The sequence below is a fragment of the Pleurocapsa sp. PCC 7319 genome, assembly GCF_000332195.1.
Lineage (GTDB): Bacteria > Cyanobacteriota > Cyanobacteriia > Cyanobacteriales > Xenococcaceae > Waterburya.
Genome location: NZ_KB235922.1, coordinates 1,149,558 through 1,175,801 on the forward strand (window position 1 = coordinate 1,149,558; position 26,244 = coordinate 1,175,801).

Annotated in this window: 23 protein-coding genes; 14 read left to right on the forward strand and 9 right to left on the reverse strand. The window is 38.3% G+C overall.

Going from position 1 to position 26,244, the window contains the following annotated elements:
* Positions 1–328: 328 nt before the first annotated feature.
* Positions 329–1,363, forward strand: coding sequence for a hypothetical protein (locus PLEUR7319_RS0109245; RefSeq protein ID WP_019504936.1), 1,035 nt, complete (start codon positions 329–331; stop codon positions 1,361–1,363).
* 108 nt (positions 1,364–1,471) lie between these two features.
* Here the strand turns inward: PLEUR7319_RS0109245 and PLEUR7319_RS0109250 are convergent, their stop codons facing one another.
* Positions 1,472–1,915 carry an Hsp20/alpha crystallin family protein gene (locus tag PLEUR7319_RS0109250; protein ID WP_019504937.1) on the reverse strand — a complete coding sequence of 148 codons (444 nt, stop codon included), beginning with the start codon at positions 1,913–1,915 and terminating at the stop codon, positions 1,472–1,474.
* A 265-nt stretch (positions 1,916–2,180) separates the two neighbouring features.
* Positions 2,181–2,942, reverse strand: a complete 762-nt coding sequence (locus PLEUR7319_RS34730) for a response regulator transcription factor (protein WP_019504938.1) — start codon at positions 2,940–2,942, stop codon at positions 2,181–2,183.
* A 211-nt stretch (positions 2,943–3,153) separates the two neighbouring features.
* On the opposite strand from PLEUR7319_RS34730, the gene PLEUR7319_RS0109260 reads away from it, so the two are divergent.
* From PLEUR7319_RS0109260 to PLEUR7319_RS0109280, 4 genes are all read left to right on the forward strand, one after another.
* On the forward strand, positions 3,154–4,122 hold the full coding sequence (locus tag PLEUR7319_RS0109260) for an isopenicillin N synthase family oxygenase (protein WP_019504939.1): 969 nt from the start codon (positions 3,154–3,156) through the stop codon (positions 4,120–4,122).
* Positions 4,123–4,429: 307 nt separating this feature from the next.
* Positions 4,430–5,311: a COP23 domain-containing protein gene (locus tag PLEUR7319_RS0109265; protein WP_019504940.1), complete on the forward strand. Its 882-nt coding sequence runs from the start codon at positions 4,430–4,432 to the stop codon at positions 5,309–5,311.
* Positions 5,312–5,543: 232 nt separating this feature from the next.
* A complete protein-coding gene (gene psaK / locus PLEUR7319_RS0109270) occupies positions 5,544–5,807 on the forward strand; it encodes a photosystem I reaction center subunit PsaK (RefSeq protein WP_019504941.1) in 264 nt (87 codons plus the stop codon).
* 456 nt (positions 5,808–6,263) lie between these two features.
* Entirely contained in the window at positions 6,264–7,631 is a 1,368-nt protein-coding gene (locus tag PLEUR7319_RS0109280) for a cytochrome P450 (RefSeq protein ID WP_019504942.1), read from the forward strand.
* A gap of 177 nt (positions 7,632–7,808) precedes the next feature.
* Here the strand turns inward: PLEUR7319_RS0109280 and PLEUR7319_RS34735 are convergent, their stop codons facing one another.
* From PLEUR7319_RS34735 to PLEUR7319_RS0109295, 3 genes are all read right to left on the reverse strand, one after another.
* Positions 7,809–8,627, reverse strand: coding sequence for a class I SAM-dependent methyltransferase (locus PLEUR7319_RS34735; protein WP_019504943.1), 819 nt, complete (start codon positions 8,625–8,627; stop codon positions 7,809–7,811).
* Between the two features lie 68 nt (positions 8,628–8,695).
* Positions 8,696–9,868 carry an FAD-dependent oxidoreductase gene (locus PLEUR7319_RS0109290; protein ID WP_019504944.1) on the reverse strand — a complete coding sequence of 391 codons (1,173 nt, stop codon included), beginning with the start codon at positions 9,866–9,868 and terminating at the stop codon, positions 8,696–8,698.
* Positions 9,869–9,941: 73 nt separating this feature from the next.
* Entirely contained in the window at positions 9,942–10,808 is an 867-nt protein-coding gene (locus tag PLEUR7319_RS0109295; protein ID WP_019504945.1) for an inositol monophosphatase family protein, read from the reverse strand.
* 267 nt (positions 10,809–11,075) lie between these two features.
* On the opposite strand from PLEUR7319_RS0109295, the gene PLEUR7319_RS0109300 reads away from it, so the two are divergent.
* Entirely contained in the window at positions 11,076–11,945 is an 870-nt protein-coding gene (locus PLEUR7319_RS0109300; RefSeq protein WP_019504946.1) for a fructosamine kinase family protein, read from the forward strand.
* A gap of 39 nt (positions 11,946–11,984) precedes the next feature.
* Positions 11,985–12,347, forward strand: a complete 363-nt coding sequence (locus PLEUR7319_RS0109305) for a putative quinol monooxygenase (protein ID WP_019504947.1) — start codon at positions 11,985–11,987, stop codon at positions 12,345–12,347.
* Between the two features lie 17 nt (positions 12,348–12,364).
* Here the strand turns inward: PLEUR7319_RS0109305 and PLEUR7319_RS34740 are convergent, their stop codons facing one another.
* Complete coding sequence (locus tag PLEUR7319_RS34740) at positions 12,365–12,598, reverse strand: hypothetical protein (protein ID WP_019504948.1); 234 nt, start codon at positions 12,596–12,598, stop codon at positions 12,365–12,367.
* 245 nt (positions 12,599–12,843) lie between these two features.
* Between PLEUR7319_RS34740 and PLEUR7319_RS0109315 the strand changes: the two genes are divergently transcribed.
* The gene (locus PLEUR7319_RS0109315; protein WP_019504949.1) at positions 12,844–14,154 is read left to right on the forward strand and encodes an FAD-binding oxidoreductase; all 1,311 of its coding nucleotides are present in this window, start codon (positions 12,844–12,846) and stop codon (positions 14,152–14,154) included.
* Positions 14,155–14,224: 70 nt separating this feature from the next.
* Entirely contained in the window at positions 14,225–15,544 is a 1,320-nt protein-coding gene (locus PLEUR7319_RS0109320) for a (Fe-S)-binding protein (RefSeq protein ID WP_019504950.1), read from the forward strand.
* Positions 15,545–15,595: 51 nt separating this feature from the next.
* Here the strand turns inward: PLEUR7319_RS0109320 and PLEUR7319_RS34745 are convergent, their stop codons facing one another.
* Complete coding sequence (locus PLEUR7319_RS34745; RefSeq protein WP_019504951.1) at positions 15,596–16,330, reverse strand: response regulator transcription factor; 735 nt, start codon at positions 16,328–16,330, stop codon at positions 15,596–15,598.
* Positions 16,331–16,809: 479 nt separating this feature from the next.
* On the opposite strand from PLEUR7319_RS34745, the gene PLEUR7319_RS0109330 reads away from it, so the two are divergent.
* Positions 16,810–17,181 carry a VOC family protein gene (locus PLEUR7319_RS0109330; protein ID WP_019504952.1) on the forward strand — a complete coding sequence of 124 codons (372 nt, stop codon included), beginning with the start codon at positions 16,810–16,812 and terminating at the stop codon, positions 17,179–17,181.
* Positions 17,182–17,414: 233 nt separating this feature from the next.
* On the opposite strand, the gene PLEUR7319_RS0109335 is transcribed toward PLEUR7319_RS0109330, so the two are convergent.
* Both PLEUR7319_RS0109335 and PLEUR7319_RS0109340 read right to left on the reverse strand, forming a co-directional pair.
* The gene (locus PLEUR7319_RS0109335) at positions 17,415–18,047 is read right to left on the reverse strand and encodes a 50S ribosomal protein L25/general stress protein Ctc (RefSeq protein WP_019504953.1); all 633 of its coding nucleotides are present in this window, start codon (positions 18,045–18,047) and stop codon (positions 17,415–17,417) included.
* 71 nt (positions 18,048–18,118) lie between these two features.
* Entirely contained in the window at positions 18,119–19,456 is a 1,338-nt protein-coding gene (locus PLEUR7319_RS0109340) for an adenylosuccinate synthase (protein ID WP_019504954.1), read from the reverse strand.
* A gap of 620 nt (positions 19,457–20,076) precedes the next feature.
* Between PLEUR7319_RS0109340 and PLEUR7319_RS0109350 the strand changes: the two genes are divergently transcribed.
* From PLEUR7319_RS0109350 to PLEUR7319_RS34750, 4 genes are all read left to right on the forward strand, one after another.
* Positions 20,077–21,348, forward strand: coding sequence for a dihydroorotase (locus PLEUR7319_RS0109350; protein ID WP_019504956.1), 1,272 nt, complete (start codon positions 20,077–20,079; stop codon positions 21,346–21,348).
* Positions 21,349–21,383: 35 nt separating this feature from the next.
* Positions 21,384–23,627 (forward strand): GGDEF domain-containing phosphodiesterase, encoded by a 2,244-nt coding sequence (locus PLEUR7319_RS0109355; protein ID WP_019504957.1) that lies wholly within the window; start codon positions 21,384–21,386, stop codon positions 23,625–23,627.
* A 149-nt stretch (positions 23,628–23,776) separates the two neighbouring features.
* The gene (locus tag PLEUR7319_RS43095) at positions 23,777–23,911 is read left to right on the forward strand and encodes a hypothetical protein (RefSeq protein ID WP_019504958.1); all 135 of its coding nucleotides are present in this window, start codon (positions 23,777–23,779) and stop codon (positions 23,909–23,911) included.
* 434 nt (positions 23,912–24,345) lie between these two features.
* Positions 24,346–26,244 (forward strand): Ig-like domain-containing protein (locus PLEUR7319_RS34750; protein ID WP_036798809.1); only part of this gene is annotated, 1,899 nt, incomplete at its 3' end.

Genomic DNA, 26,244 nt, shown 5'->3' on the forward strand with positions numbered 1-26,244 from the left:
AAGCTCTAAGTCGCTCGGTACACTTGAGTTCAATTCAAGTGCGAGCGAGCGAGGCATTCCGCCCTCTAAGCTTTCGAGATATTTTCATCAACTTTAACCTCTGCTATAGCGATCGCTATAAATATTGCTCTAATCCATATTTATTGCCTTCTAAACCCGAATCAATAACCTGACCAATTATGATTGGCTCCCGATTATAGCTTACAGAAGTAGCTTGAGCACTTACCTAGATAAATAACAGCTCAAATTGCATAAACTTTCTTGATACCGCGTAAAAGAGCAAAGACAGAGAAAAATTACCAAATCAAACTTATCGAGGAATCAATCTATGTATAACGTTAATATTCATCAAATTACTGATAACAACGTCAACGATTACGATGCTCAAGTTTCTGCTTTCGGTGATATCGTTTGGGAACATGAGTTCGCTAATGATGATATCGACCTATACCACTACTCCGAAGGGGAAAATCGCATCATCGCCGAAGATACTGTCAATGAAGGCTATGCTGATATTTCTGATGTCGGTCATGTCGCATTTGAAAAAGAATTTGATGCGCACGACCAAGACATAGTTTATTACGATTACTTTACTGAGCAAACTACAGTGGTGGCTGACACGGCTCAAAACGAATATAATCCCCAACTGACAGATAGCCATATCGTCTATGAATATGAATACGCTCCTGATAATCTTGATATTCGTTTGTACGATATTCATAACGAAACAACAATTGATATCGCCAATAGCGAACACTATGAATATAATCCCCAAATCTCTGGAGACTATGTTACTTACGAATCAGAATACGCTTCTGGTGATATTGATATCTTTCGCTACGATATTGCTTCGGGTGAAACTTTAACTATTGCCAATGACACAAATAAGGAAACATATGCTCAAGTTTCTGAGAATGGTCATGTAGTCTACGAATACGAGTTCAACTCCAGTGATATTGATATCAAGTTGTATGACGAATTGACTGGTCAGACTCGCACTTTGGCGACCACTACTTACAATGAAATCAATCCTCAAATAGCTGGAGATTACGTTACCTGGGAAGCTTGGGATGGTAATGACTGGGAAATTTATCGTCATGATGTCTTAAATGATCATACTACCCAGATAACTAACAATGATGTCAATGACTACAATGCTCAAGTTAGTGACCAAGGATTTGTAGTTTGGGAACATGAATTCAGTAGTACCGATACAAACGTTTATCTCTTTGCTGGTGGAGATACTATTGAGTTGGGCGCAAGCACATATAATGAATTCAATCCTCAAATTGAAGGTAATTACGCAACTTGGGAAGCCTGGGATGGTAACGATTTTGAGATTTATTCGGCAGAAATCGTCTAATAATGGCAGGTTTTGTATAATTCTGGTTTAAGTCAAACTACTCAACCAAGTCAATACTAACAATAGCTACTAATCAGCCCACATCATTTGAGATGTGGGCTGTCTTGATTAGTCGAGGTTCACTTTTACTACTTTGTTCTTTTCATCTTCCGACTTGGGAAGAGTTAGATTGAGAATACCGTCTTTATAATCTGCGGTAACGTTAGTATTTTGAATGCGAGAGGGTAGAGGGATTACTCTGGAGAATTTACCGTAACTGAATTCAGAACGAGTTACACCTTTAGCTTCAGATTTAGTTTCCGATTTACGTTCTCCTGCGATCGCCACTTGATCTGCCATCACTTGAATATCTAGATCTTTGGCTTCCATACCAGGAATTTCTATTTTGAGATGAAGAGCATCATCTGTTTCGGATAATTCAGCGGCTGGAATTTTTGATAAATTACTAAAATTCCCCCCGTTTTCTGAACTTAATGTATCGTCGAATAAACGATTTAGTTGACGTTGTAAAGAATTAACTTCTTGCCAAGGATTATAGCGAATTAAAGCCATGATTATGTCTCCGTCGATTAATAGCTACTTGGATTTATAAGTAGAAAATTTCTGTTTTTTTCTTTCTACATTTTCTATATTAGTTAACTAATCAAAACTCAGTAAGTGAGCTTTGCATCCCATTGTTGGTAGTGTTTTCTGCCCGAATAATTATTATCTACAATTATGTAGTGAAAACTGTACTTATTTTTGTTCGGTCTTTTCACAACTAGTAAGAAGCAAGTAGTAAACTTTGCCTCTTATAAAGTAATTGGTATATTGTAATTTACAGATGATAATGAAACAAATAAAAAATTGAAAAAATCTCTAGAAATGATAATATAGAGAGCCAAATTAAAAAGATTTTTTTAATCTTTTTTAGCTTATTTTTTTCAGTTTTGTATTTGGGATAATATCTATTTAAAAATCTTGTCTGATCGTCAATTGTTCTTTCTAGAATACGAATTTTCTTGCCAATTCTTGCTAATTCTGTTTTTATATCAAGCTCTTCTGTAGGTTGTTGAGATTCAATAATTTTATGTTGTGATTTAGGAATAAGTCCTCTAATCAAAGATGATTGCTGACTGAGCATTTCTTGCAGTTTGGCAATCTCAGGTGAATTAGAGCTGGTCCGGGAAACGTTATCAAGATATTTCTTTAACAAACCCGTATTAAGATGAAAAGAACCATAATAGACAGTACGAATAGCACTTTTAATTTCTTCAGGAGAACTTCTTTTTAATAAGTAGCCATTTGCTCCCGCTTTTAACGCTTGATTAAAATAGTTGATATCATCAAAATTAGTAAAAAAGATAATTTTGGTTGATAAGTATTGCTCTCTAATAATTTGTGCGGCAGCAAATCCATCCATCATGGACATTTCAATATCCATGACGATCACATCAGGCTTTAAAGTTTCTAACTGTTTGAGTGCCGCTTGTCCATCAGTAGCAAATCCCACAATTGATATATCTACTTCATTCTCTAGATAGTTTCTTAAGATTTGTCTAACTGTATTTTGGTCATCAACTATCAGTGTTTTAATCATAAAAACCAGAGCTAATGTTAACGTTGTATCCCCAAGGGCTGATTTGGAGAGAAATAGTTTTGTGATGAAGATAGTGTAGTAGAAGTAGATTAGATGAATCTGAGCATTTGCTTACATTTCGAGTAACTCCAAATCCAGGACGAAAGCATACTAGAAAAACGACTATATATTATTGCTACACCAGAGTCAGGAAATAATTACAGGGAAACTTATGAGCGACATCCTTTATGAAGAAATACCTTCTGTAGATTTAAACGATTTCATCTCGGATGATCCTGCCCGTAAACAAAATTTTGTGCAAACCCTAGGCGATGCTTATCAAAACATTGGTTTTGTGGCAGTGAAAAATCATGGGTTGTCTGATGAGCTTTCAGCAAGACTTTACCATTCCGTTAAACAGTTTTTTGCTCTACCTGAAACTACTAAACTAGCCTATGAACTAGAAGGCCTTGGAGGACAAAGAGGATATACGGCCAAAGGAAAAGAACACGCTAAAGGCAGAGATATCGGAGACTTAAAAGAGTTTTACCACGTAGGACAAAACATATCAGCAGCCGATTTAGATCGTTTAGGTTATCCGCAAAATATATTTCCTAAGGAAGTACCGGAATTTAAAGCTGCTACCCTAGAAGCCTTTCACACTCTAGAAGGAGCAGGAATCCAAATATTAAGGGCGATCGCAATTTATTTAGGACTAAATGAATTTTATTTTGATGATCAAGTTCGCTTCGGAAACAGCATCTTACGTGCTATTCACTATTTTCCCCTAGCTAATAATGAAGATTATACTGAAGGTGCGGTACGAGCCGCAGCCCATGGTGATATTAACTTAATTACCCTTCTCATGGGAGCAAGCGCGGCAGGTTTACAAATTTTACGTCGAGATGGCAAATGGATTCCGGTAACGGCTCTTCCCGACCAGATAGTCGTAAATGTCGGCGATATGTTGGAAAGACTTACCAATAAGAAACTAAAATCTACTATTCATCGGGTAGTAAATCCTCCTCAAGAGTTATCAAATACCCCACGCTATTCAATTCCCTTTTTTATGCATCCAATTTCAGAAATGGATCTTACTTGTCTCTCTTCTTGCATAGATGACCATAATCCCAAAAATTTTGCCGACATTACTGCAGGGGAATTTCTGACTCAACGCTTACGCGAAATTGGGCTGATATAGTCGTGAGAAATCCAAATTAACCTTTAACCGATAACCTATAACTTTGAATTCCGAACTTTTTTAGCATCCATCATTTCAAAATTGGCAGACTACTAGCGGCATCAAGAAGATCATTTTGCTCATAACTGTTAATTATTATCGTAAGTTTATCAAGTTTCTCAGAAACATTTGCTTCTCTCAATCGTCAGAAATATTGAAGCGTAAAACAAACAGGGAGCTATATTTGAAAATCAATCTAGCGTTACTGGTATTTTAAATTATTAATCTTGTAGAATTTCAGGAACTAAAAACAGTGTTATCACAATCTATGAAATCTTTAAACAACCATTTAGAATCTATCGTTTCTCTTAGTCGAGTTCCCACCTTAGCTACTGGCTTTGCTGGTACCCTTGGAGCGATCGCCATTTTAGGGACTGCTAACAGCGTTAACGCTCTTCCCCTTGATGGCTTAAATCTCAACAGTATGCAACAACTTCGTCAAGCTATCAGTCAGAGTAATGAACCCCCAGAAGTAATTATTAATGGACCCAATAGTTCTAGCTCTAGCTCTACTACTACCACTACTACTACTACTAATCGTAATTCCGATACTAGATTTACATGTGAACTAGTAAATGGCGAATATACGGTCATGTACTATCCCGAAAGCCAACCAAACCAAGGTTATCCTTGGGCAATTCCCAGCGAGTTGGGTGGTGGTTGGACTCCTGAAAAACGTTGTGCTGCCATCACTAGCCGTTTTGAATCCTATCGCCAAGATGGATTACTAGAGTTAACCACTGGTGTCGAGAATGGCTACGATACGATCTGCGTTACAACTCAAGTAGATCCTACCGACTGTCGCTTAGTCTTAACCGTTCCACCCGGACAAGACCCTCAACTAACTCGTGACTTAATTTTTGATAATTTGTTGGTTGCTGATGACGGTCGACAAACTCAGGGCGTCTATACTTATGGAGATAGTCAATCTGGTGAAGACATTTTAAATCAAGTAGGTGACTTATTGGGTGGTGGCAATTCTGGCAAAAACAATGGTTCTCGCCGTTCCCCAGAAGATATTGACCTTAGACCTTTTCTCGATCCCGCCGATGGTGGAACTGGCAAACAATTAACGAGAGGCAACTCCGTTTCTCCTAGACAATCTCAGTCCAGTGATTCTGAACAAGGTACGCCAGATTTGTTTAAATAATCAACAATTAAACGGAGAATAGTTGAGACTCTTATTTCTGAGTTTCAATTTACAGTTGTTTACATTGTTGATTGATTCTACTTAATCTGTAAAACTTTGAAACAGATTTTAAAAATGTAGCAAGAAAAGTATTTTACTGAAGGGTAACGACTAAATCATTTTTAACTGATTAAAAATCAGTCCTTAAATTTGATCTAGATGTAAGCTCAGTTTAATACAAAAAATAAATAATATGGTTTATTCAACTTTTTTGGCTGCATCGATTCCCCTAACTAATGAGTGGACTCCATTAGTGGCAATTGTGATGATTGTCTGCAATATTATTGCGATCGCCATTGGTAAGTCAACTATGTCTAAGCCTGAAGCTGGTAAAGCTTTACCGATGCCAGAAATGTTCGGTGGTATGGGTTTCGCCAGCTTATTAGCTACCACTAGCTTCGGTCATATCATTGGTATAGCCACTTTAGTTTTGCTGAGTAGCTATGGTTTAATTTAGGGTAACGCAAAATGTAGTTAAAATCCTTGATGATCAAACAATAGGTACCAATGCTTCAGTTCTGGCGAGGCTTTGCTTTCTCGCTAAACCGGCGTAGATTCCTACTTCTGCAGGACATTTTCAGGATTATATGGTGATTTAGTCAATGATAATATTGGCTATTTTTCTTTTATAGGCTACCCCTGGCACAGAATTCTGGAAAGACCACGCCTACAATACAGCCGTTGCACTCCTCAACACGGGTAAAAAAGTTTTCTTCCATGAAAAACTCAATCTTGCGGGGTTGAGTAGAAGAAATAAAGCAAAACAGGATGATAAAACGGCGTAAAGGGAATGCTGTAGTGATTAAATCTGCTACTAAAAGTACCTTGAAGCAAGTTCTCTCTGCTCTACGGGGCTTGGAGAAGCCTACACTGTATTCGATAGAATCAGTGTAGGAGTATCACGAATTAACCTATGAAATCAATAAGTGGACCTCGAAGTTTATCAATAATACAGTTAATCAACTGGATCTTTCGACCTCTTGATTTTCTAGAAGAATGCGCCAGCAAATATGGCGATATATTTAATTTAAACTTGATGGGACTACCTCCATTTACTGTAGTAACCAATCCCCAAGGAATTCAAGAAATTTTAAGCGTTGATGCTCAAAAATTTGATGTCGGACGTACTAACGATCTTGCTAAGAGTCTTTTAGGAGATAACTCTCTCGTTTTGTTAGATGGCACCCGCCATCGCAGACAACGGAAGTTAATGATGCCTCCTTTTCATGGAGAAAAGGTCAAGTCTTATGCGGAAACAATTTGCCACATTGCAGAAAAGGTAGCTAGTCAATGGCGAGAGAAAAGTACTTTCTCTGCTCACAAGGCAATGCAGGATATTACTTTAGAAACAATATTGCACGTTGTATTTGGTTTAAGCGAAGGAAAACGCTATCAACAAATCAAACCTTTATTAATTGAGTTGTTGGATTTAACTGGTTCTCCTCTTAAAGCTAGTGTGATTTTTTTACCCTTGTTGCAGCTGGACTTAGGAGCATGGAGTCCTTGGGGCAAGGTAGTACGACGCAGAAGCAAAATTTACGAGTTGCTTCAAGCAGAAATCGAACAAAGACGGGCTAACCCAGAATTACTCGGAAGTGACGTTCTCAGTTTAATGATGTCCGCTAGTGATGAAGATGGACATGGGTTGAGTGATATAGAGCTAAAAGATCAAATGATGACCCTTTTGGTAGCCGGTCATGAAACCACGGCAACAGCTTTAGCATGGGCTTTATACTGGATTCACAAATCACCTCAAGTTAAACAAAAATTATTGGCAGAGTTAGATGGTGTTGAGTCTCAGGTCGATCCTTTGACAATTTCTCGCCTACCCTACTTAACGGCAGTCTGTAACGAAACCTTGAGAATTTATCCCGTTGCTTTTATCGCCTTTCTACGCTTTGCTAAATCGCCGATTGAAATTATGGGTCATCAGTTTGATACAGGAAAAATGCTCGCCCCCTGTATTTACCTAACTCATCATCGTGAAGATCTTTATTCAGAGGCGAAAAAGTTTAAACCTGAAAGATTCTTGGAACGTCAATTTTCTACCTATGAATTTCTTCCTTTTGGTGGTGGAAATCGTCGCTGTATTGGCTACGCTCTAGCATTATTAGAAATGAAACTGGTCTTGGCTAAAATCTTAACTAAGTACGATTTGACCTTAGCGAGCGATCGCCCTGTGTTGCCCAATCGTCGTGGTGCAACTATTGCTCCCCACAACGGTGTTCCTCTAATTTTACGAGGTCAACGTTCGGTTAAAAAAACTCGAGCTTGTCTCTAATTAGGTGGGTGTAATTAAATATAAAACGGTTTTTGCCGGGGTTAGGGGTTAGGGGATGGGTGATAGGGAAAAGATTAATTACCTGGGTTTTATAAATTATTATGCCTACCTACTTAGATCTAAATTAGGTCTTGTGGATAATGTTGTTACAGCTAGTTAATCTGTGACTTGTCCACATCAGGTAAATTGAATATGTCCAATTTTTATTTGCCGCCTCAACATGGGAATATAACTGAGTAAGCCGATCCATCCCAATCGACACTTGTGCCTATCAAAGCAATACCATTGGTTAGCTAATTTAATTCCTTGATCCCAAGTTTCTATTTCTTTTAAATTTTCGATTCCCCATTTATAGGAGACATTTATTTTGGATACGCAAGAATTAATTTGACTATTGTTGACTAGAAATACTCCTAATGAATCAAAAATTAGTTCCGAATCAGGAAAGTTATCTTTTACAGCACTCATCAGTTGTTTAACTTCTGTTTCTGTAAAATACATTAATATTCCCTCGGCGATAAATAGAATCTTTTCTGATGCTGTTTCTCTTATTTTTTCAATCCAATCAAAATCTAAAATAGAATAAGCAAGATAATGATATCGCTCAGACTCACCAATCAACTTGTTCCAAACTGGTTTGACTCTTGGTAAATCTATGCCAAACCAATTGATTGAACCATTGTCTATCCGAAAAAATCTGGTACATAACCCTGTTCCCAAATTAACAATTGTGGCATGGGGATGTTGATTGATAAATTTTTTGACAAATTCATCTATAATTTCAGTTCTAATAGAGATTACTGCCTGATTTAATTTTGAAGCATATTGTGAATTTCTTTGAGAAAAATTATAGTTAATACTATTGACAATTTCGACTGATTTATAATCTTTAATAATTCTGTTTTTTCTTAGAGTTTCCAAATTTCTTAAATAAACTGTAAGTAAAAGAGTTTCAGATACTTCTTGTAATTCTGTAACATTTATATTTTTTTTCACGATCCATTTTTCCTTCAAATCAACAGGATTCAGTATTAATTAAAGCCAATAACTTTTGCCAAATCATATTAAGGAGTGTGCTGCAAATCGACAAACCGATTCATAAATTTGCGGTCAATATGGTCTTTGAGTCGCCAAAAAAGAGCAGAACGCCAACCAAATGGACCCCAAGAGGCGATCGCCTGACGATCTCCGGTACCAATTAAAGCCAAATATTTGCTCTGGGGAATATATTTTTGTAATGATTCCCCAGTAAGAATATGTTGCCAGTTATCTACCAAGGGTTTTCCCTGGCGTACAGCAAATACTCCTGCCTTAGGACGCTGATAGTTAGTCATAGTAGCAATATCTCCGGCAGCAAACACCTGAGGATGAGAGACAGACTGGAGAGTATCTTTAACTAAGATAAACCCTTGAGCATCGGTAGTAAGTTGAGATTCTTTTATCCAGTTCGGAGCAGTAGCCTGAGTTACCCAAAAGACATGATTGTATTTAATATTCAATCCTGATTGGCAAATAACTCGATCTGCTAATACTTGCGAGACATTTTGTTGCAGATGTAATTTGATGCCACGCCGATTAATGATTTTGGTTAACTGATTACTCACCCAATTGTTATGACCAGAAAGTAATTGCTTTCCTCGATGAATTAAATGGATTTCCAGGCTATGCTCTGATTGATCTGGCACAATTTTTTTTAGACAAGTTTGCATATTTAAAGCTAACTCCACGCCTCCTGCACCACCACCAACGATGATTATCGACTTGGACTGATCAGGATTAGATCTCACTTCTTGTTGTAACTGATACCAGGCAGCCAGAAAATTGGGGACAGGCTTAGCGGGAATGGCGTATTTCTGGGCACCAGGTACGTTGATTGTTTGGGGAGTACTGCCAATATCGACAGATAAATAGTCAAACTCGGTTTTGAGATTGCAATTGTGTTTAGGGTCATTATTTTGACGTTCGCAGATAACTTGATTGTGAACTAAATCTAAACCAATTGCCCGAGCAATAATTAATTCTGCTCCAGCAAATTTAGCCAAACTAGACAAATCAATATGAGTCTCGGCATAACTATAAAAACCTGCCACATGACCTGGTAACATTCCCGAATAGGGTGTTTGCTCTACGTCGCTAATTAAAGTTAGCTCAACTCCTGGTATCGGATTTAACCCCCATAACTTTAAGGCGATCGCATGGGAATGACCACCACCAATTAAGACTAACCTTTGATTCATCTAATTCAATAAAAATTTAGCAACAAAGCAACAAAGTTACCTATTATTATCGTAATGGTAAGAAAAAGCGATTTTAAGTAAATTTCTGACAAGCTGCTAATAAATCTTGATGAACTGAGGCTGAATTAGCTACGATCGCGCCACTATAACTATAATCTTGGCAAGTATATAACGGAGGTAACGGTAAACCATCAAATCCTGTTACAATACAGCCATTTTCTTGTGCCATAAACGCCAGAGCTGCACTATCGATAAATTTACCTCTTTTAGTGATCCAGCCAATTAAATCTCCTGAAAAAATACCATTATAATTGGGAAGCTGAACAGAGTCAGAATAACAATTTTCAAGATCAATTACTTGATATTTATCTTGTAACCAAGGTTTCAAATGCGCCATGCCCCAACCTAATAATATGCTTGGTTTAGGATTAGTGATTTTTAGTGGTACACAATCATCTAAATCTTGATTTAATTTTCCTTGGTATACTCCCTGATTTTTAATTGTGTAATAATAGCAATTCTGAGCCGGAGAAATAGCAATTACTGCTTCATAATGCTCGGCGTTAAGAATAGTCAAAATAATTTGATAATTATTAAAACCATCAAGATAATATTTGGTGCCATCAATCGGATCTAAAGTAATTAAGTAATCATTTTTGCTTTCTAATTTGATAGCAGAAAAATATTTAGTATTACGAGATTTTTCATACTCTTCCCCATAAAAAGGAATATTAGGGAAAGTTCCCAATAAAGCTACCTCAACTAAAGTTTGAATCGAAAGGTCGGCATCAGTTAACGCAGCCGATAAAATATTGTCCCCCGCATCTTTGTCTGGTAAAGATGTAATTTGAGTTTGAATTTGCTTAGCATAACCCGCAGCTACTCTTAAATGAGGTAACAAAGTCTGAATAATTTTACGAGGGGAGGGTTGAGTAGACATCTAAAAATAAGCTTAGGCTGGATTTTGTAGTTGTTTCATCCTAAAATTCTATATTTTAAACTGGATTAAGCATCTGATGTTACGCACTTTAGGACTGAAACCCTTAATATCTCGTCCCAAAATAATTACTGAAACTATTGAAATCTAATTTAACTGCGTAACATCAGTTAAGCATATATAGAAGTTCTTAATAAACTGTATATCAAGATTCCGATTTGTGTTAATTGTAATCATTGAGCGTTCAGTTCAATATTCAACCTCAAATCTATGTGGACACAGATTGCCCAAGCTATATCCGAAGCTACAGGAAAAGACTTTGCGATCGCCGATACTCGTTCGGTAGGTGGTGGCTGTATTAATCAAGGCTATAAAATAAGCGATAACAATACAGCTTATTTCGTTAAGCTCAATCAAGCTTCTCAGTTGGAAATGTTTGCAGCCGAGGCTTTAGGATTAAATCAAATGTATGCTACCCAGACTATTACTGTGCCTCAACCAGTTTGCTGGGGAACGGCAAATGATTCTAGTTATATCGTGCTGCAATGGTTAGATTTAGGTCGTGGTAATAGTCAAAGTTGGACAGAAATGGGTCGTCAGTTAGCAGCTATGCACCGAGAAGGAATGAGTAATAATTTTGGTTGGGAACGCAATAATACTATTGGTTCTACTCCTCAAATTAATACCGAGACAGATAACTGGGCTGATTTTTTTGCCGAACATCGCATTGGCTATCAGCTCAAGCTGGCTAAACGTCGAGGGGGAAGTTTCCCTGATACCAATAAAGTAGTCAATGCCGTCAGAAATAAATTAGCCGATAGACAACCTCAAGCTTCTTTGGTTCATGGCGACCTTTGGTCGGGTAATGCTGCAATTTCCAGCGATGGCTCTCCAGTAATTCTAGATCCTGCCACCTATTATGGCGATCGCGAGACTGATATAGCAATGACAGAACTTTTTGGGGGTTTTCCTGCTGCTTTTTATCATGGTTATAATGAGGCTTGGCAGCTAGATAGTGGCTATCAACACCGCAAAAATATTTATAATCTCTACCACATCTTAAATCACTTCAATCTCTTTGGTGGTGGATATGCTAATCAAGCTAAAAGAATGATAAACAACGTTGTATCATCGTCTTAGTGACAATTTCATTTCTGCAAAAGCATCAGGAGAACTGACATGGCTACTCAAGACCAATGCTGCACAATAGCACCCTACTTTAAAGTTGCCAGTGGAAAAATAGAAGCTTTTAAGCAAATATGTGAACAGTTTATGGAAAAAACTAGTCATGAGCCTAAATGCCTCTATTATGGATTTAGTTTTGACGGAGACAATGTTCATTGCCGTGAAGGTTATGAAGATGCAGAGGGTTTATTGGCACATCTGGAAAATGTCGGTTCTATCTTTGAAGAAGCATTAAAAATCTCTGAACTTACTCGTTTAGAAATTCACGCACCGGAAGCAGAATTGGTCAAATTACGAGAGCAACTATCCCATTTAAAACCTCAGTTTTTCTGTCTAGAATATGGTTTTCGTAAGTAGTATTCTTGAGAATTGATTCATTCAGTCAGAGAATCAACAGCAAGATCATTGAGCAACAAATTCTCTTCCGCGATCGCAGGATCTATAGGCCTTGATTTAGCATAACCTTCCTTGATTTCTGCGAGTATTCTTTGCTTTCTCCATTCGGTTAACGCTTGATTGACAATTTCGGAACGGTTACTATCTAACTGATCAATATATTCTAGAAGACTGCAATCAACTGACACACTTATATTTTGTCTTTTTGCCATTATTTCTAATACATTTTATAGTATTTAATTTATTGTAATATCTAATTAAATAAGGATAGAGGCTTTAGCAACTGTGCTCATGGGGCTAAAGTCAAGCAATTGAAGATGGAAAATTATACAAATAAAGAACTAAAATCTAAAATTATTTTGCTCAAGAATGCTAAATCGATAGAAGACTTTTCAACAAAATGCGACAATAGTTAAGCATCAGACATAGGGTGTTTATTTAGTAGAATTTTGTCAAGATGACAACTGCGATCGCAACCGAACTAAAGTCTCTGATCGATAGTAATACAAAACTGGTTGAATTGAGTGATGCTGATGTCTATTGGCAGAGAAAAATCAACCAGGCAATAGAACAATCTAATCAGCCAATATATCTAGTATTTCCTAGAACAGTAGAGGAAATAGCTAAGTTAGTTAAACCAGCATCTCAACAGCAATGGCGTATTTTAATCTGCGGTAATGGGAGTAAATTAAACTGGGGTAATCTAAGCCATGATATTCAGTTAGTAATTAGTACGCAAAAATGCGATCGCCTGATTGAACATGCCGTAGGAGACTTAACGGTCACTGTAGAAGCAGGAATGAAACTAGCCGATCTACAATCTAGATTGCGATCGCATAATCAATTTTTACCGATCAATCCTAACTATCCTGAGACAGCTACCCTTGGTGGAATAGTTTCTACAGCAGATACAGGCAGTTGGCGGCAGCGTTACGGTGGAATTCGAGATTTATTATTGGGATTATCTTTTGTCCGTTCTGATGGTGAAATTGCCAAAGCCGGGGGCAGAGTTGTTAAAAACGTTGCTGGTTATGACCTGATGAAATTATTCACAGGGGCTTACGGTACTTTAGGTTTGATTACTCAACTAACTTTTCGTACCTATCCTTTAATTGCCACCTCTCAGACTCTACTCTTAACGGGGGAAGCAAAGCAGATTGGTCAAGCTAGTCAAACCATTCGTAATTCTGGCTTAACTCCAACGGCAATGGATTTACTCTCGGCCTCAGTAGTTCAAGAACTAGGATTAGATCCCGAAGTTGGTTTAATCATACGCTGGCAAACTATTCCCGAAAGTATCGAGCAACAAATAGAACAGGTAAAGGCGATCGCTAGACAACTAAACTTAAGGGCTAATGATTATCGAGATCAAGCGGAAGTGGACTTATGGCAAAAATGCGCTGCCATAACCAGCATTCCTGATTCGGACTCTGCTACTACTTGTAAAATGGGTATTGCTCCAAACACTGCCATAAATTTTCTACAATTAAAACAGGTTATCAATCAAGATATTGCTTGCAGAATTCATGCTAGTAGCGGTATTGGAAATATACAGCTTAAAAATTCAGATAGTAAAACTATTTTAGACATGCGATCGTATTGTCAACAAAACTATGGCTTTTTAACCATTTTTGAGTCACCTAAATCACTCAAACAACAACTAAATATCTGGGGATATAAAGGCAATGCACTTAAAACTATGGAAGCAATCAAAAACCAGTTTGATCCACAAAATATTTTCAATCCCGGTCGCTTTTTAGTGCCATAAATTAAGTTACATAAACCTTGTTAGAAAGTATCTTGATCGACTTCTAAGTAAAATTTAAAACCTACTATAAATGACTAATTTTGATGCTAAGAATCCTCCCAAGTCAGAATTGATTGATACTTGTGTTCACTGTGGTTTTTGCCTTGCTACTTGTCCCAGTTATCGAGTAATTGGCAAAGAAATGGATTCTCCTAGAGGCAGAATCTATTTAATGGATGCCATTAATAAGGGTGAGGCAAAAATAGATGTAGCTACTTCGTCACATTTTGATTCTTGCCTGGGTTGTCTTGCTTGTGTGACTACCTGTCCTTCGGGAGTGCAATACGACCAATTAATTGCTGCTACTCGCCCTCAAATCGAAAGAAATCAGCCCCGCAGTTTGTCCGATAAATTGATTAGGACTCTAATATTTAATTTATTTCCTTATCCTCATCGTTTACGCAAGCTACTACCCCCGTTGTGGCTATATCAAAAATCTGGCTTACAAAGGCTAGTACGCGATACAGGAATACTTAAAAAACTAACTCCCCGCATCGCAGCGATGGAGTCGATCTTACCTGCCATTTCAGCAGATTCCTGGCAAGATAATTTACCTGAGACCATACCCGCTCAAGGTGAAAAACGTTATCGTGTGGGCATGATTTTAGGCTGTGTCCAGCGACTATTCTTTTCTGATGTTAATGAAGCTACCGTCAAGGTCTTAACTGCCAATGGTTGTGAGGTAGTGATTCCTCAGAGTCAAGGCTGCTGTGCTGCTTTACCTGCCCACCAAGGACAAGAAGCCCAAGCACAAACTCTAGCCAGACAGATGATTGATAGCTTTATAGATCGGGATCTTGATGCGATTATTATTAATGCTGCTGGCTGTGGACATACCCTCAAAGAATATAGTCATATCTTAGGTGATGATCCAGAATACAAAGATAAAGCTCAAGAATTCTCCAACAAAGTCCAAGATGTTCAAGAATTTTTATCAGCCATAGAATTCACCGCCAAACTGCATCCTTTAACTTCGGGAGAATTAAACGTTGTCTATCAAGATGCTTGTCATCTGTTGCATGGGCAAAAAATTAGTTTACAACCTCGCCAATTATTGAAAAAAATTCCTGGTGTAAAATTGAGAGAACCTATTGATGCCAGCTTATGCTGTGGTAGCGCAGGAATCTACAATATGTTGCAACCAGAAACAGCTGATGAATTAGGAAAGCAAAAAGTGCGTAATTTATTAAATACTGGGGCAAGTTTAATTGCCTCTCCTAATCCCGGTTGTTCTCTACAAATTAAAAAACATTTAGAAGAAAAAAATTCCACAATTAGTTTATTACATCCTATAGAACTCTTAAATTATTCCATCCAGGGTCAGCAAATTTCAGTTACACCTACTAGTTAAACAAGCAGTAAAATGCTTATTAATAGTTAATCGGAGAAATATAGATTTTACTTACGATGTGAAATATGCTAGTAATGTTCCTAGAGTTAAAAATCCCAAGATTACTAAAACACCAAATTGCTGCAGAAAGTTAATCCTTCTGGTTAAGTAATCTACACGATTACTAAGATAGTAAAGTTGCTTTTCTAAACTTGCATATTTATCTGCCAAATGATCTCTGCTAGAGCTAGTTCTTCTGTGTCTTCCATTACTATAATGAGTACGACTTTTAGTCTGCGTGCTAGATTCGCCTCCTAAGTTCTCTAACACCTGAGACTGCTTAAGCATTATCGATTTTAATTGTTCCAGCTCTTGAGAGTCAAACTGTGATTTACTAGCATTATGAAGATAATTTTCTAGTAGTCCGGGTCCTAACTGAAAATACCCTTTGTAAGCAGAATAAATTGCATTAACCATTTCTTTAGCAGGGGTGTTTTTTAAGAGATATCCTTTAGCACCGACTTGTAAAGCCGTATTTAGATATGCATCCTCGTTGTGAACACTAATAATTAACACCTTGGTATCAATAAACTGTTCTGAAATAATTTTAGTAGCTGTTAAACCATCTAATATGGGCATTTCAATGTCCATCAAAACAATGTCGGGTCGATGCATCTTAACCTGATCTAATGCTTCCTGACCATCACCAGCACAACCAATTATCTCTAGGCTTGATTCGGACTCTAGGTGACTTCTCAGAATTTCTTGAACGGTTTTTTGATCATCTACTATTAAGACTGTGATCATTTGAATAAATATATATTAAGCCAAGTTGGTATTTAAAAATATAGAACTAATTAAAAAGCTCAACATCAGTGTTTACACGGAACAATAAGTGTTTTTACAGGAAATAGCAGTATCATGCATCACTAATATATATATTAAATTACTATTTTAGAAAAAAGATTATATATACTTATGCGCCTACTAGTCAAGTACACTTTTGTATCTCATTAAACTACTAAATTATCGATCTTAGGCGTATTTAATATATCTAAATACCACTAAATATATCCACTGAATATATAATGATCTTTAATTTAGTTTAGGTATTACTGCTATTAAAATTAGACTTTGTAATATTCAACAAATATTTAATTAAAATGTTAGGAAATGATGACTTATTTGAAGTTTTATTTGGTTATAGTTTGTTATAAATAGTGTTGATAATGTAACTGCATTTTATCAGATATAAAAAAGTTTTTGTTTGTAAATTTAAAGATTTAATGAGTTTTGATTATTCGTCTATTTTTATTACTATTGGTACCAATGATATTCAGTATTTGGTTGATTTTTATAGTCAGCTGTTACAACAAAAACCAAATATTTATCGTCCATTAGTTTATGCTGAATTTAAATTAAAAAACCTACGTATCGGTATTTTTAAACCCAAACCAGAGCATCAAGCTGAGTTTCATAATTTAGGTAGTAGTATAAGCATTTGCCTAGAAGTTGAGGATTTAGATCAAGCGATCGCCACTTTGACTGAGATGGGTTATCCTCCACCAGGAAAGATAATTGAAGCTTCTCATGGTAAAGAGATTTATGCCTACGATCCAACAGGTAATCGTTTGATTGTACATCAGTCTGTGAGCTAAGAACTGAAACAAACGTGAGTTCGATAAGTCCAAAATTGACTAGTTTTGAGAGAGGGAATGAGCAATCGGGAATCGGGAACAGCTTATTCTTTCATTTCTATTATTAAAGAATTAAACAAAGTTGATTGTCGTCAATAACAAAAACCAGGAATGTCTAGTATTCCTGGTAATTATTACCCATAGTAGGCTATTAATTAGATATCAAACCTTTAGCTCAAAAGCTAATTTTGAGTTTATTCAGACGCTATTACTGATTCTGCTGATTGTTCTATTACTTCTGTTACTCCCATCTCTTCAGTCTCGGTAACAGGCTTCGCTGGTAAAACAACAGAAATAACGGTTCGTTCTGGATCGTCGAGGATAGTAACCCCTTCTGGTACTACTACTTCTCCTAAGTGTAGAAGACTACCAATTTCAAAATTGGTAACATCAATTTCAATGGATTCAGGAATACTATCGGCAGCACACAAAATATTTAATTCAGTCATAATTTGTTCAACAATCCCCCCTTCCTTGCTACCAGCTGCTTTACCTAGCAGTACGACAGGAACAACGATCTCCACCTGTTGCTTGGCGGAAACGGTAAAGAAACTGAGATGATTGAGAGTTCTTTTCCAGGGATGAGCTTGTACTTCCCTAATTAACGCCTTGCCTTGCCAAGAAATATCTGGAATCTTAACATCAACTAAAGTGTTGTTGATCGCTGCATTTCTAAGCAATATCTGAGCTTCCTTAGCTGGAATAGTTAGGGATATGGAATTAGCTCCATCATGACCGTATAAAGCAGCGGGGATAAGTCCTTCGCGACGTAATGCTCTGGGCTTACTCCCTTCTGGTCTAGTTTTACATTCAACTGTGATATTCATAAAGTTTAATTGGTTTGGTAGTAACTAAGATGGTTGAAAATTGAATTAAAATTTTCTCTAGATAGCATTAGTTAGGATACGCCGATGGGAGTACCATCCGCATCTAGCAATGCTCGTTTGGGACCGTGAATTGGATCTTCGACAATAATAGTCTGATCGCGACTTGGACCTACAGAAACAATAGCAATCGGAACTTCCATTATTTCTGCCATAAACTTGAGATAGTTTAAAGCTTCTTGAGGCAGGTCCGCTAGAGAACGGCAAGCAGTCGTGGATTTTTGCCAGCCAGGAAGAGTTTTATAAATTGGTTTGCAGTTAGCAAAGTGACTAGCATTAGTCGGAAAATGATCGCAGGTTTGGCCATCAATTTCGTAAGCCACACAGACTTTGATTTCTTCCAAGTCATCTAGTACATCTAACTTAGTCACTGCGAGGCAGTCTAAACCGTTAATTCTCACTGCATAGCGACCAATCACCGCATCAAACCAACCGCAGCGACGGCGACGACCGGTAGTGGTACCAAATTCTGCTCCTAAATCCCCTAATTTCTGACCTACACTATCATTTAACTCGGTGGGGAAAGGACCTTCTCCAACACGAGTTGTATAAGCTTTTGCCACACCAATTACTCGGTCTATGGTAGTGGGTCCAACTCCTGCTCCCACACAAGCTCCACCTGCGATCGGGTTAGAAGAAGTAACATAAGGATAGGTACCATGGTCTAAATCTAGTAAGGTTCCCTGTGCTCCTTCAAACAGAATATTTTTTTTCTCTTGTACTGCTTTATAAATTTTAAGAGAACTGTCTACTACATAGGGACGTAAAAACTCAGCGTATTTTAGATACTCTTTAATTACTTTCTCTGAATCTAAAGGAGGTAAATTATATAATTTTTCTAAAATTGCGTTTTTATAATTAATCGTCCAGCCAAGTTGCTTATGTAGATGTTCGGGGTTCATTAAATCTAATACCCGAATGCCAGTTCTTTCTGATTTATCGGCATATGTGGGTCCGATTCCCCTGCCTGTAGTGCCAATTTTATATTCTCCGCGACTTTCTTCTGATGCTTGATCGATCTTGCGATGATAAGGCATAGTAATGTGAGCCGTTTGGGATATATATAAGTTATCTACTGTCACTCCTAAAGCTTTTAGCTGTTTTATTTCTTCGATTAACACTTGAGGGTCGATTACTGTTCCCGAACCGATAATACATTCCGTATTCGGATAGAGAATTCCCGAGGGAATCAAGTGCAATTTAAAAGTTTGTCCAGCTACAACAACGGTGTGCCCTGCATTAACTCCGCCTTGGGAGCGTACCACGACATCTGCCGAGCGACTAAGTAGATCGGTTATTTTTCCTTTTCCTTCGTCACCCCATTGGGCGCCGATCACGATAACATTAGCCAAGGGTTTATTTACAAGCTAAAGTTTACACAAACTACTATTATGGTTATCTGCAGTACATGATGTCAACTAATTGTTAGCTAAAAAGCAAAGGAGAGATTGACATACTCTACAACTAAGCTAACGCTATAGTTGCAGAATCTTGAAGGTAGAAGATTCTACGTCGCTCAAATTATTCTGAATGCGATTCAGAATACGCGACTCTACGGACACACCAATTACGGTGTCATGCTGGCACTGTCAAGGCAACCCTACTTTCTCATCCCGAAAGACTTGAAGCTACTTTTTTTCTATCAACTTATGTTTAATTTACTCACTAACCAGTATCTATTTCAGACCCCTGACTGTCGCCCGTTCTCCATTACAGAGGGCTGCATAAGCGGTTGTGTCTCAGGTATTTCACCTGTACTTAAGTTAGGTCAACGCATTTTAGTTAATCAAACTATTATACTGAAGACCTCGCTCCCCAATCCCAAAAGCAAAGTGTTGGCGGGGTTCCCCCGCATAAAGCTCTTGCTGCCTAGGACCAAGCACTACATACTCAATACACTTCGTTGCGGGGGTTTCCCCTGTTATAGAAAGTGTCGTGGTGCTATGGTCGCAGTACCCTTGGAGGAAATCTGATGGAATTACTGCAACAGGTAAGAGTAATTGACCCCAATCAAAAACTGGATCGCTTGGCTGATATATTAATTGTTGAGGGAAAAATTAATGCGATCGCCGAACAAATCACGGATTATCCGTCTCCAACTCAAATCTTTCCAGGGAATAACCTAATTTTAGGAACGGGATTGGTAGACTTATATAGCCACAGTGGAGAGCCAGGAAATGAAACCAGAGAGACCTTATTAGATTTAGCTCATGGGGCGGCGGCGGGCGGTTTTACTCAGGTCGGGATCTTACCAGATACTGTTCCTCGGATTGACAACGCCGATATTGTAGCTGCTATTACTCATAAAAATCAGCACTTTAATCGTTCTGAGCAACAGTTATCTCAATTAAATTTTTGGGGAGCAATTTCTCCCGGTGCAGCGGTTAAAAAGATGAACCAACTAGGGGAAATGAAATCAGGGGTAATTGGTTTTAGCGACCAGTATAATTTGGTCAATTTAAATCTACTCAAGCAGGTATTAGAATATGTTCAGCCTTGGCAAAAACCTCTAGCGATCGCTTTAAATCAAAATGAATTAACTGGGGATGGAGTAGTCCGAGAAGGTTTAGCTTCTATTCGCTATGGTATGTCAGGAAATCCTAGTTATTCTGAGGCCGCAATTATTGCGGCGGTCTTAGAAATCGTGGCTGAAATTCCCACTCCAATCCATATTATGCGAGTCTCGACTAAAAGAGGAGTAGAGCTAATCGCCGATGCCAAAGCAAGAGGTGTTCCCGTAACTGCCAGTACTACCTGGATGCACTTATTGTGGGACAGTGACTCTGTAGAAAGCTACGATCCTAATTTACGCCTTGACCCGCCATTAGGTGATCGAGCAGATCAAACGGCATTAATTGAGGGTTTAAAACAAGGAATTATTGATGCGATCGCTATCGATCACCAAGCTTTTACTTATGAAGAAAAAACTGTTCCCTTTGCCCTAGCTCCACCAGGGGTAATGGGTTTGGAACTGGCTCTACCTTTGTTATGGCAAGGATTAGTGGCATCAGGCAAATTATCAGTCTTAGAATTATGGCAAGCTTTGAGTAGTCGTCCTCGCCGATGTTTACACCAAGAACCTAAAGCGATCGCTCCTGAACAAGTAGCAGATTTAGTTCTCTTCGATCCTCAACAAACTTGGTTGGTCAATCAAGATAACCTAAAATCTCCTGCGGCTAATACTCCTTATTACAACCAACAAATTCAAGGCAAAGTAATAAAAACTTGGATCAGTAATCAGTAATCAGTAATCAGTAATCCTTTCAAGGCTAATGTTACTTGCCTGAACAATTTGGGCATGATAGGGAAGTAATACCCGCGATTGTAACCATTGGGATGCCTAATCAGGAACTAGCAGAGATTTTGCAGCAGCAAAATTCTCTCTTAAACCGAGTAGAAATAGTATTAGCCGAAAATCAACAACTGAGAACAAAATTTCAAGAATTAACTGAAAGAGAAGAGCGTTTTCGCCAGATTGCAGAAAATGTTCGAGAAGTTTTTTTTGTCATTTCAGCCAAGACAGACGAAATACTATATATTAGCCCTACCTACGAAAAAGTCTGGGGTCGCACCTGCCAAAGTTTATATGAAGATCCTCAGTCTTGGTTATTTGCGATTCATCCTGAAGATTCTTATAGAGCGATCGCTACTATTGAAACCCAATTTAGAACAGGGGATGATTTTGAAGAAGAATATCGCATCATTCGCCCCGATCAGTCAATTTGTTGGGTCAGGGTGCGAGCTTTTCCGGTGACAGATGTTATGGGTAAAGTTAATCGCTTTGTGGGCATTGCCGAGGATATAACTAAGCGTCGAGAAGCCGAAGAAGCACTTAAAAAAAGCGAAGAACAATTTCGTCTCACCTTTGAAATGGCTCCGATTGGCATGGCAATTAGTACTCTTACAGGTGAATTTCAACGGGTAAATCAAGCTTTATGCGATGCTCTCGGATATACCCAAGAAGAATTACTCAAATTATCTTTTGCCGAAATTAGTCATCCAGAAGATTGTCAAAAACATCGAGCCCTGGAAGATAAATTAATCCAGGGTGAAGAGTCGGACTTCCAAATCGAAAAACGTTATCTGGCAAAAGATGGTCGTATAGTTGATACCCTCTTAAAAGTAGTGATTGTACGTGATGCTGAGGGCAAACCATTGCATTTTAACAATCAAATCGTGGATATTACCGAACGTAAATATATGGAGAAGCAATTACTTCATGATGCTCTTCATGATGCTCTTACTGGATTGCCTAATCGGGCTTTATTCATGGATCGTTTAGAGCGACAGCTTAAAAGAAGTCAAAATCAGGAAAATTACTTGTTTGCAGTTTTATTTTTAGATCTTGACCGTTTTAAAGTAGTTAACGATAGTGTTGGTCATTTGATAGGAGATAAGCTCCTGATCGAAATTGCCTCTCGTTTAGAAAAATCTGTTGCTCCCACAGATACTGTAGCTCGCTTGGGCGGTGATGAATTTACCATCCTGTTAGAAAATATTTCGAGCAAGTCTGAAGCCACTCTTGTTGCCGAAAGCATCTATCAAACTCTAACCTTCCCCTTTAACATCGAAGGTTACGAGCTATTTACTTCCGCTAGCATTGGTATTGCTCTCTCTTCTCAAGGATATGAAACACCGCAGGATATTTTGCGGGATGCCGATCTTACTATGTATAGTGCTAAAGAACAAGGGAAAGCCCGTTATGAAGTCTTTGATTGTTCTCTGCGCGATCGCGCTTTACAAAGATTAGAATTAGAAACCGACTTGAGACGAGCCCTAGAACGACAAGAATTTGAAGTTTATTATCAGCCAATCACTTCATTACAATTGGGTATTTTATCTGCTTTTGAAGCACTGGTCAGATGGAAACATCCCACTAAAGGTTACATTAAACCAGACAATTTTATTCCCCTGTGTGAAGAAACAGGTTTAATTGTGCCTTTGGGTAGTTGGTTATTACGAGAAGCCTGCCAAACTGCCCGCAATTGGCAGCTAAAATATCCCGATCATCCACCGATCCGCATGAGCGTTAATCTTTCTGGTCAACAATTCCGCGAGCCACATTTAATTGAAGAAATTGACAGCGTTCTTAAGGAAACTGGCTTAGAAGGTAAATTTTTAAAGCTAGAAATTACCGAGAGTATTCTAATCGATAATCTGGAGACTGTTACCGAAATTATTTTAAACCTGAGAAAAAGACAAATTCAGTTTAGTATCGATGATTTTGGCACAGGATATTCTTCTTTAAGCTATTTACACCGTTTCCCAGTAGATACAATTAAAATAGACCGTTCTTTTGTGAGTCAAATGCAAGCAGATGGGGATAATTCAGCAATTGTGAAAGCGATTATTACCTTAGCTCATATGTTAGATATGGATGTGATTGCAGAAGGGATTGAAACTACCTCTCAATTAGCTCAACTCAGATTACTGCAATGTGAATATGGACAAGGTTTCTTCTTCTCTAAACCTCTTAATCAAGAACAAGCTGAGGCTTTGATTGCTAGCTCCCCAAAATGGTAACTTCTGAATTAATTAATAACTGATGTTTCGCACTAATTACTCTATTAAGACTGGGAAAGCGCACCGCCCTGTCTGAGAAAATCTCAGACTTAAGAACAGAGCAAGAGCGATCGCATCTTAGGCAAAAAATCTATTTATTACAAAACTGTATGTCTCCTGAAGTGATACCTGGAGTTATCGATTTTATCTTCCAAGCAGATCAAGCTTTCCAAAAATTTGCTGCTGCGGAAATGAACCTAATTCAATCAACTGATTTCAGCTTAGACCTGCCAGAATCTTCTTGATTATAGCGATCGCCTAACTGTTCTTCCCGTTACTACTGGATTCAGAATTAAACTTAAATATTTAACCGTAATTCTTCAACTAAGTTTGTTTCAATCATTGCCCTTTCTGCTAATAGTAAATATGACACTTTCAAAGGCTTGTTTAGTATATTAAAACTCATTGACACCGTCATCTTGGAATTTCATAAAAACTGGTTAATTAATTATAAAATATGAAATCTAAGTATATTTAATGATGCCATTTAATATGTAATTTAAATAATATTTAAATATAGGTTTACTACACTAAATCATTGACAATTGACCTGAATATATTTTATTAAAAGCTTATTGATAAAGTTGATCAACTCTAAAAAAGTCAATAATTTGTTGAATTCCCTATTCGTGAAAAGAGAAAAATACAAAAGTATTTGAATTATCAAAGCAATATAATTATGATTACCGCAAAATTTGCATTATCGAATCTCAATAGAATTAATGATAGTAATCAAGCTGATATTTCTCTTATTGGGGCAGAAAATATAATTGGAGTGCCGAGTTCTATCACTCAGCTACAAAATAACTTAATAACATCTCAAGTCCTATTGAGAGAACTGGCTGCTGATGAAGATGTATTTTTGTCCACTTTGAGGATTGCCTTTGGCGGGAGTTACGACTCTACTGTGGCAGAGAAACTGCGTCAGCAATGGTTGGAGGAAGATTTTAGTGACTTGCCCGTCATTGAGATACTCTCAGCTGCGGAGCTAAATGGCGCATTGGGTGCATATGCTAAGGAGCAGGATCGCATCTATCTTTCTCTGGAGTTTGTGCAGTCGGCTACAGCGAAACAATTAGTGGCGGTGCTGTTGGAGGAAATTGGTCATGGAGTGGATAGTCGACTTAATCGGAGAGACAGTTTGGGTGATGAAGGGGCGATCTTCTCTGCGTTGGTTCGCAGAGTCGAGTTGAAAGAGGAGCAGTTAGAGTCCTTGCATCAAGAGGATGATGCATCAGTGGTAGTAGTCAATGATGAGTTAGTTGCCATTGAACAAGCGAAGCTAGTAGTCTCTCTCTTGAGTAGCAGTCCCAATCTTACTAATGCTTTCTTCTCAGTTGCCGCTAGTTTTAGTGAAAATACCAGCGACTTTGATGAAACAGATCTCACCATTAATAATGGTACTGTGAGTAACTTTAAAGGCTCGGGAACATTCTATACCTTTGATGTGACTCCTACCTCCGATGGTAATGTCACAGTGGATATCGCTGATAAGGTGGCGACCGATGCTGCGGGTAATAACAATACTGCCGCCGCTCAACTCAGCCGTACTTACGATCAAACTCCTCCCACGGTCTCTCTCAGGAGTAGTAGTCCCAATCCTACGAATGCTTCCTTCTTGGTTGCCGCTATCTTTAGTGAAAATACCAGCGACTTTAATGTAAACGATCTCGCCATCGCTAACGGTGCTGTAAGTAACTTTAAAGGCTCGGGAACATTTTATACCTTTGACGTGACTCCTACCGCCGATGGCAATGTCACGGTGGATATCGCTGATAACGTGGCGACCGATGCTGCGGGTAATAAAAATACTGCCGCCACTCAACTCAGCCGTACTTACGATCAAACTCCTCCCACGGTCTCTCTCACTAGCGCCAGTTCCGATCCTACAAATGCTCCCTTCACCGTTACCGCTACCTTTAGTGAAAATACCAGCGACTTTGATGTAACAGATCTCACCATTACTAATGGTACTGTAAGTAACTTTAAAGGCTCGGGCACAGACTATACCTTTGATGTGACTCCTACCGCCGATGGTAATGTCACAGTGGATATCGCCGATAACGTGGCGACCGATGCTGCGGGGAATAACAATACTGCCGCCGCTCAACTTACTCGTACTTACGATCCAACTCCTCCCACGGTCACTCTCGGTAGCTCCAGTCCCGATCCTACTAATGCTCCCTTCACCGTTACCGCTACCTTTAGTGAAGATACCAGTGACTTTGATGACACAGATCTCACCATTACTAATGGTACTGTGACTAACTTTAGTGGTTCAGGCAGAGACTATACCTTTGATGTGACTCCTACTGCCGATGGTAATGTCACAGTGGATATCGCCGATAACGTGGCGACCGATGCTGCGGGTAATAACAATACTGCCGCCGCTCAACTTACTCGTACTTACGATCCAACTCCTCCCACGGTCACTCTCGCTAGCTCCAGTCCCGATCCTACTAATGCTCCCTTCACCGTTACCGCTACCTTTAGTGAAGATACCAGTGACTTTGATGACACAGATCTCACCATTGCTAATGGTACTGTGACTAACTTTAGTGGTTCAGGCAGAGACTAT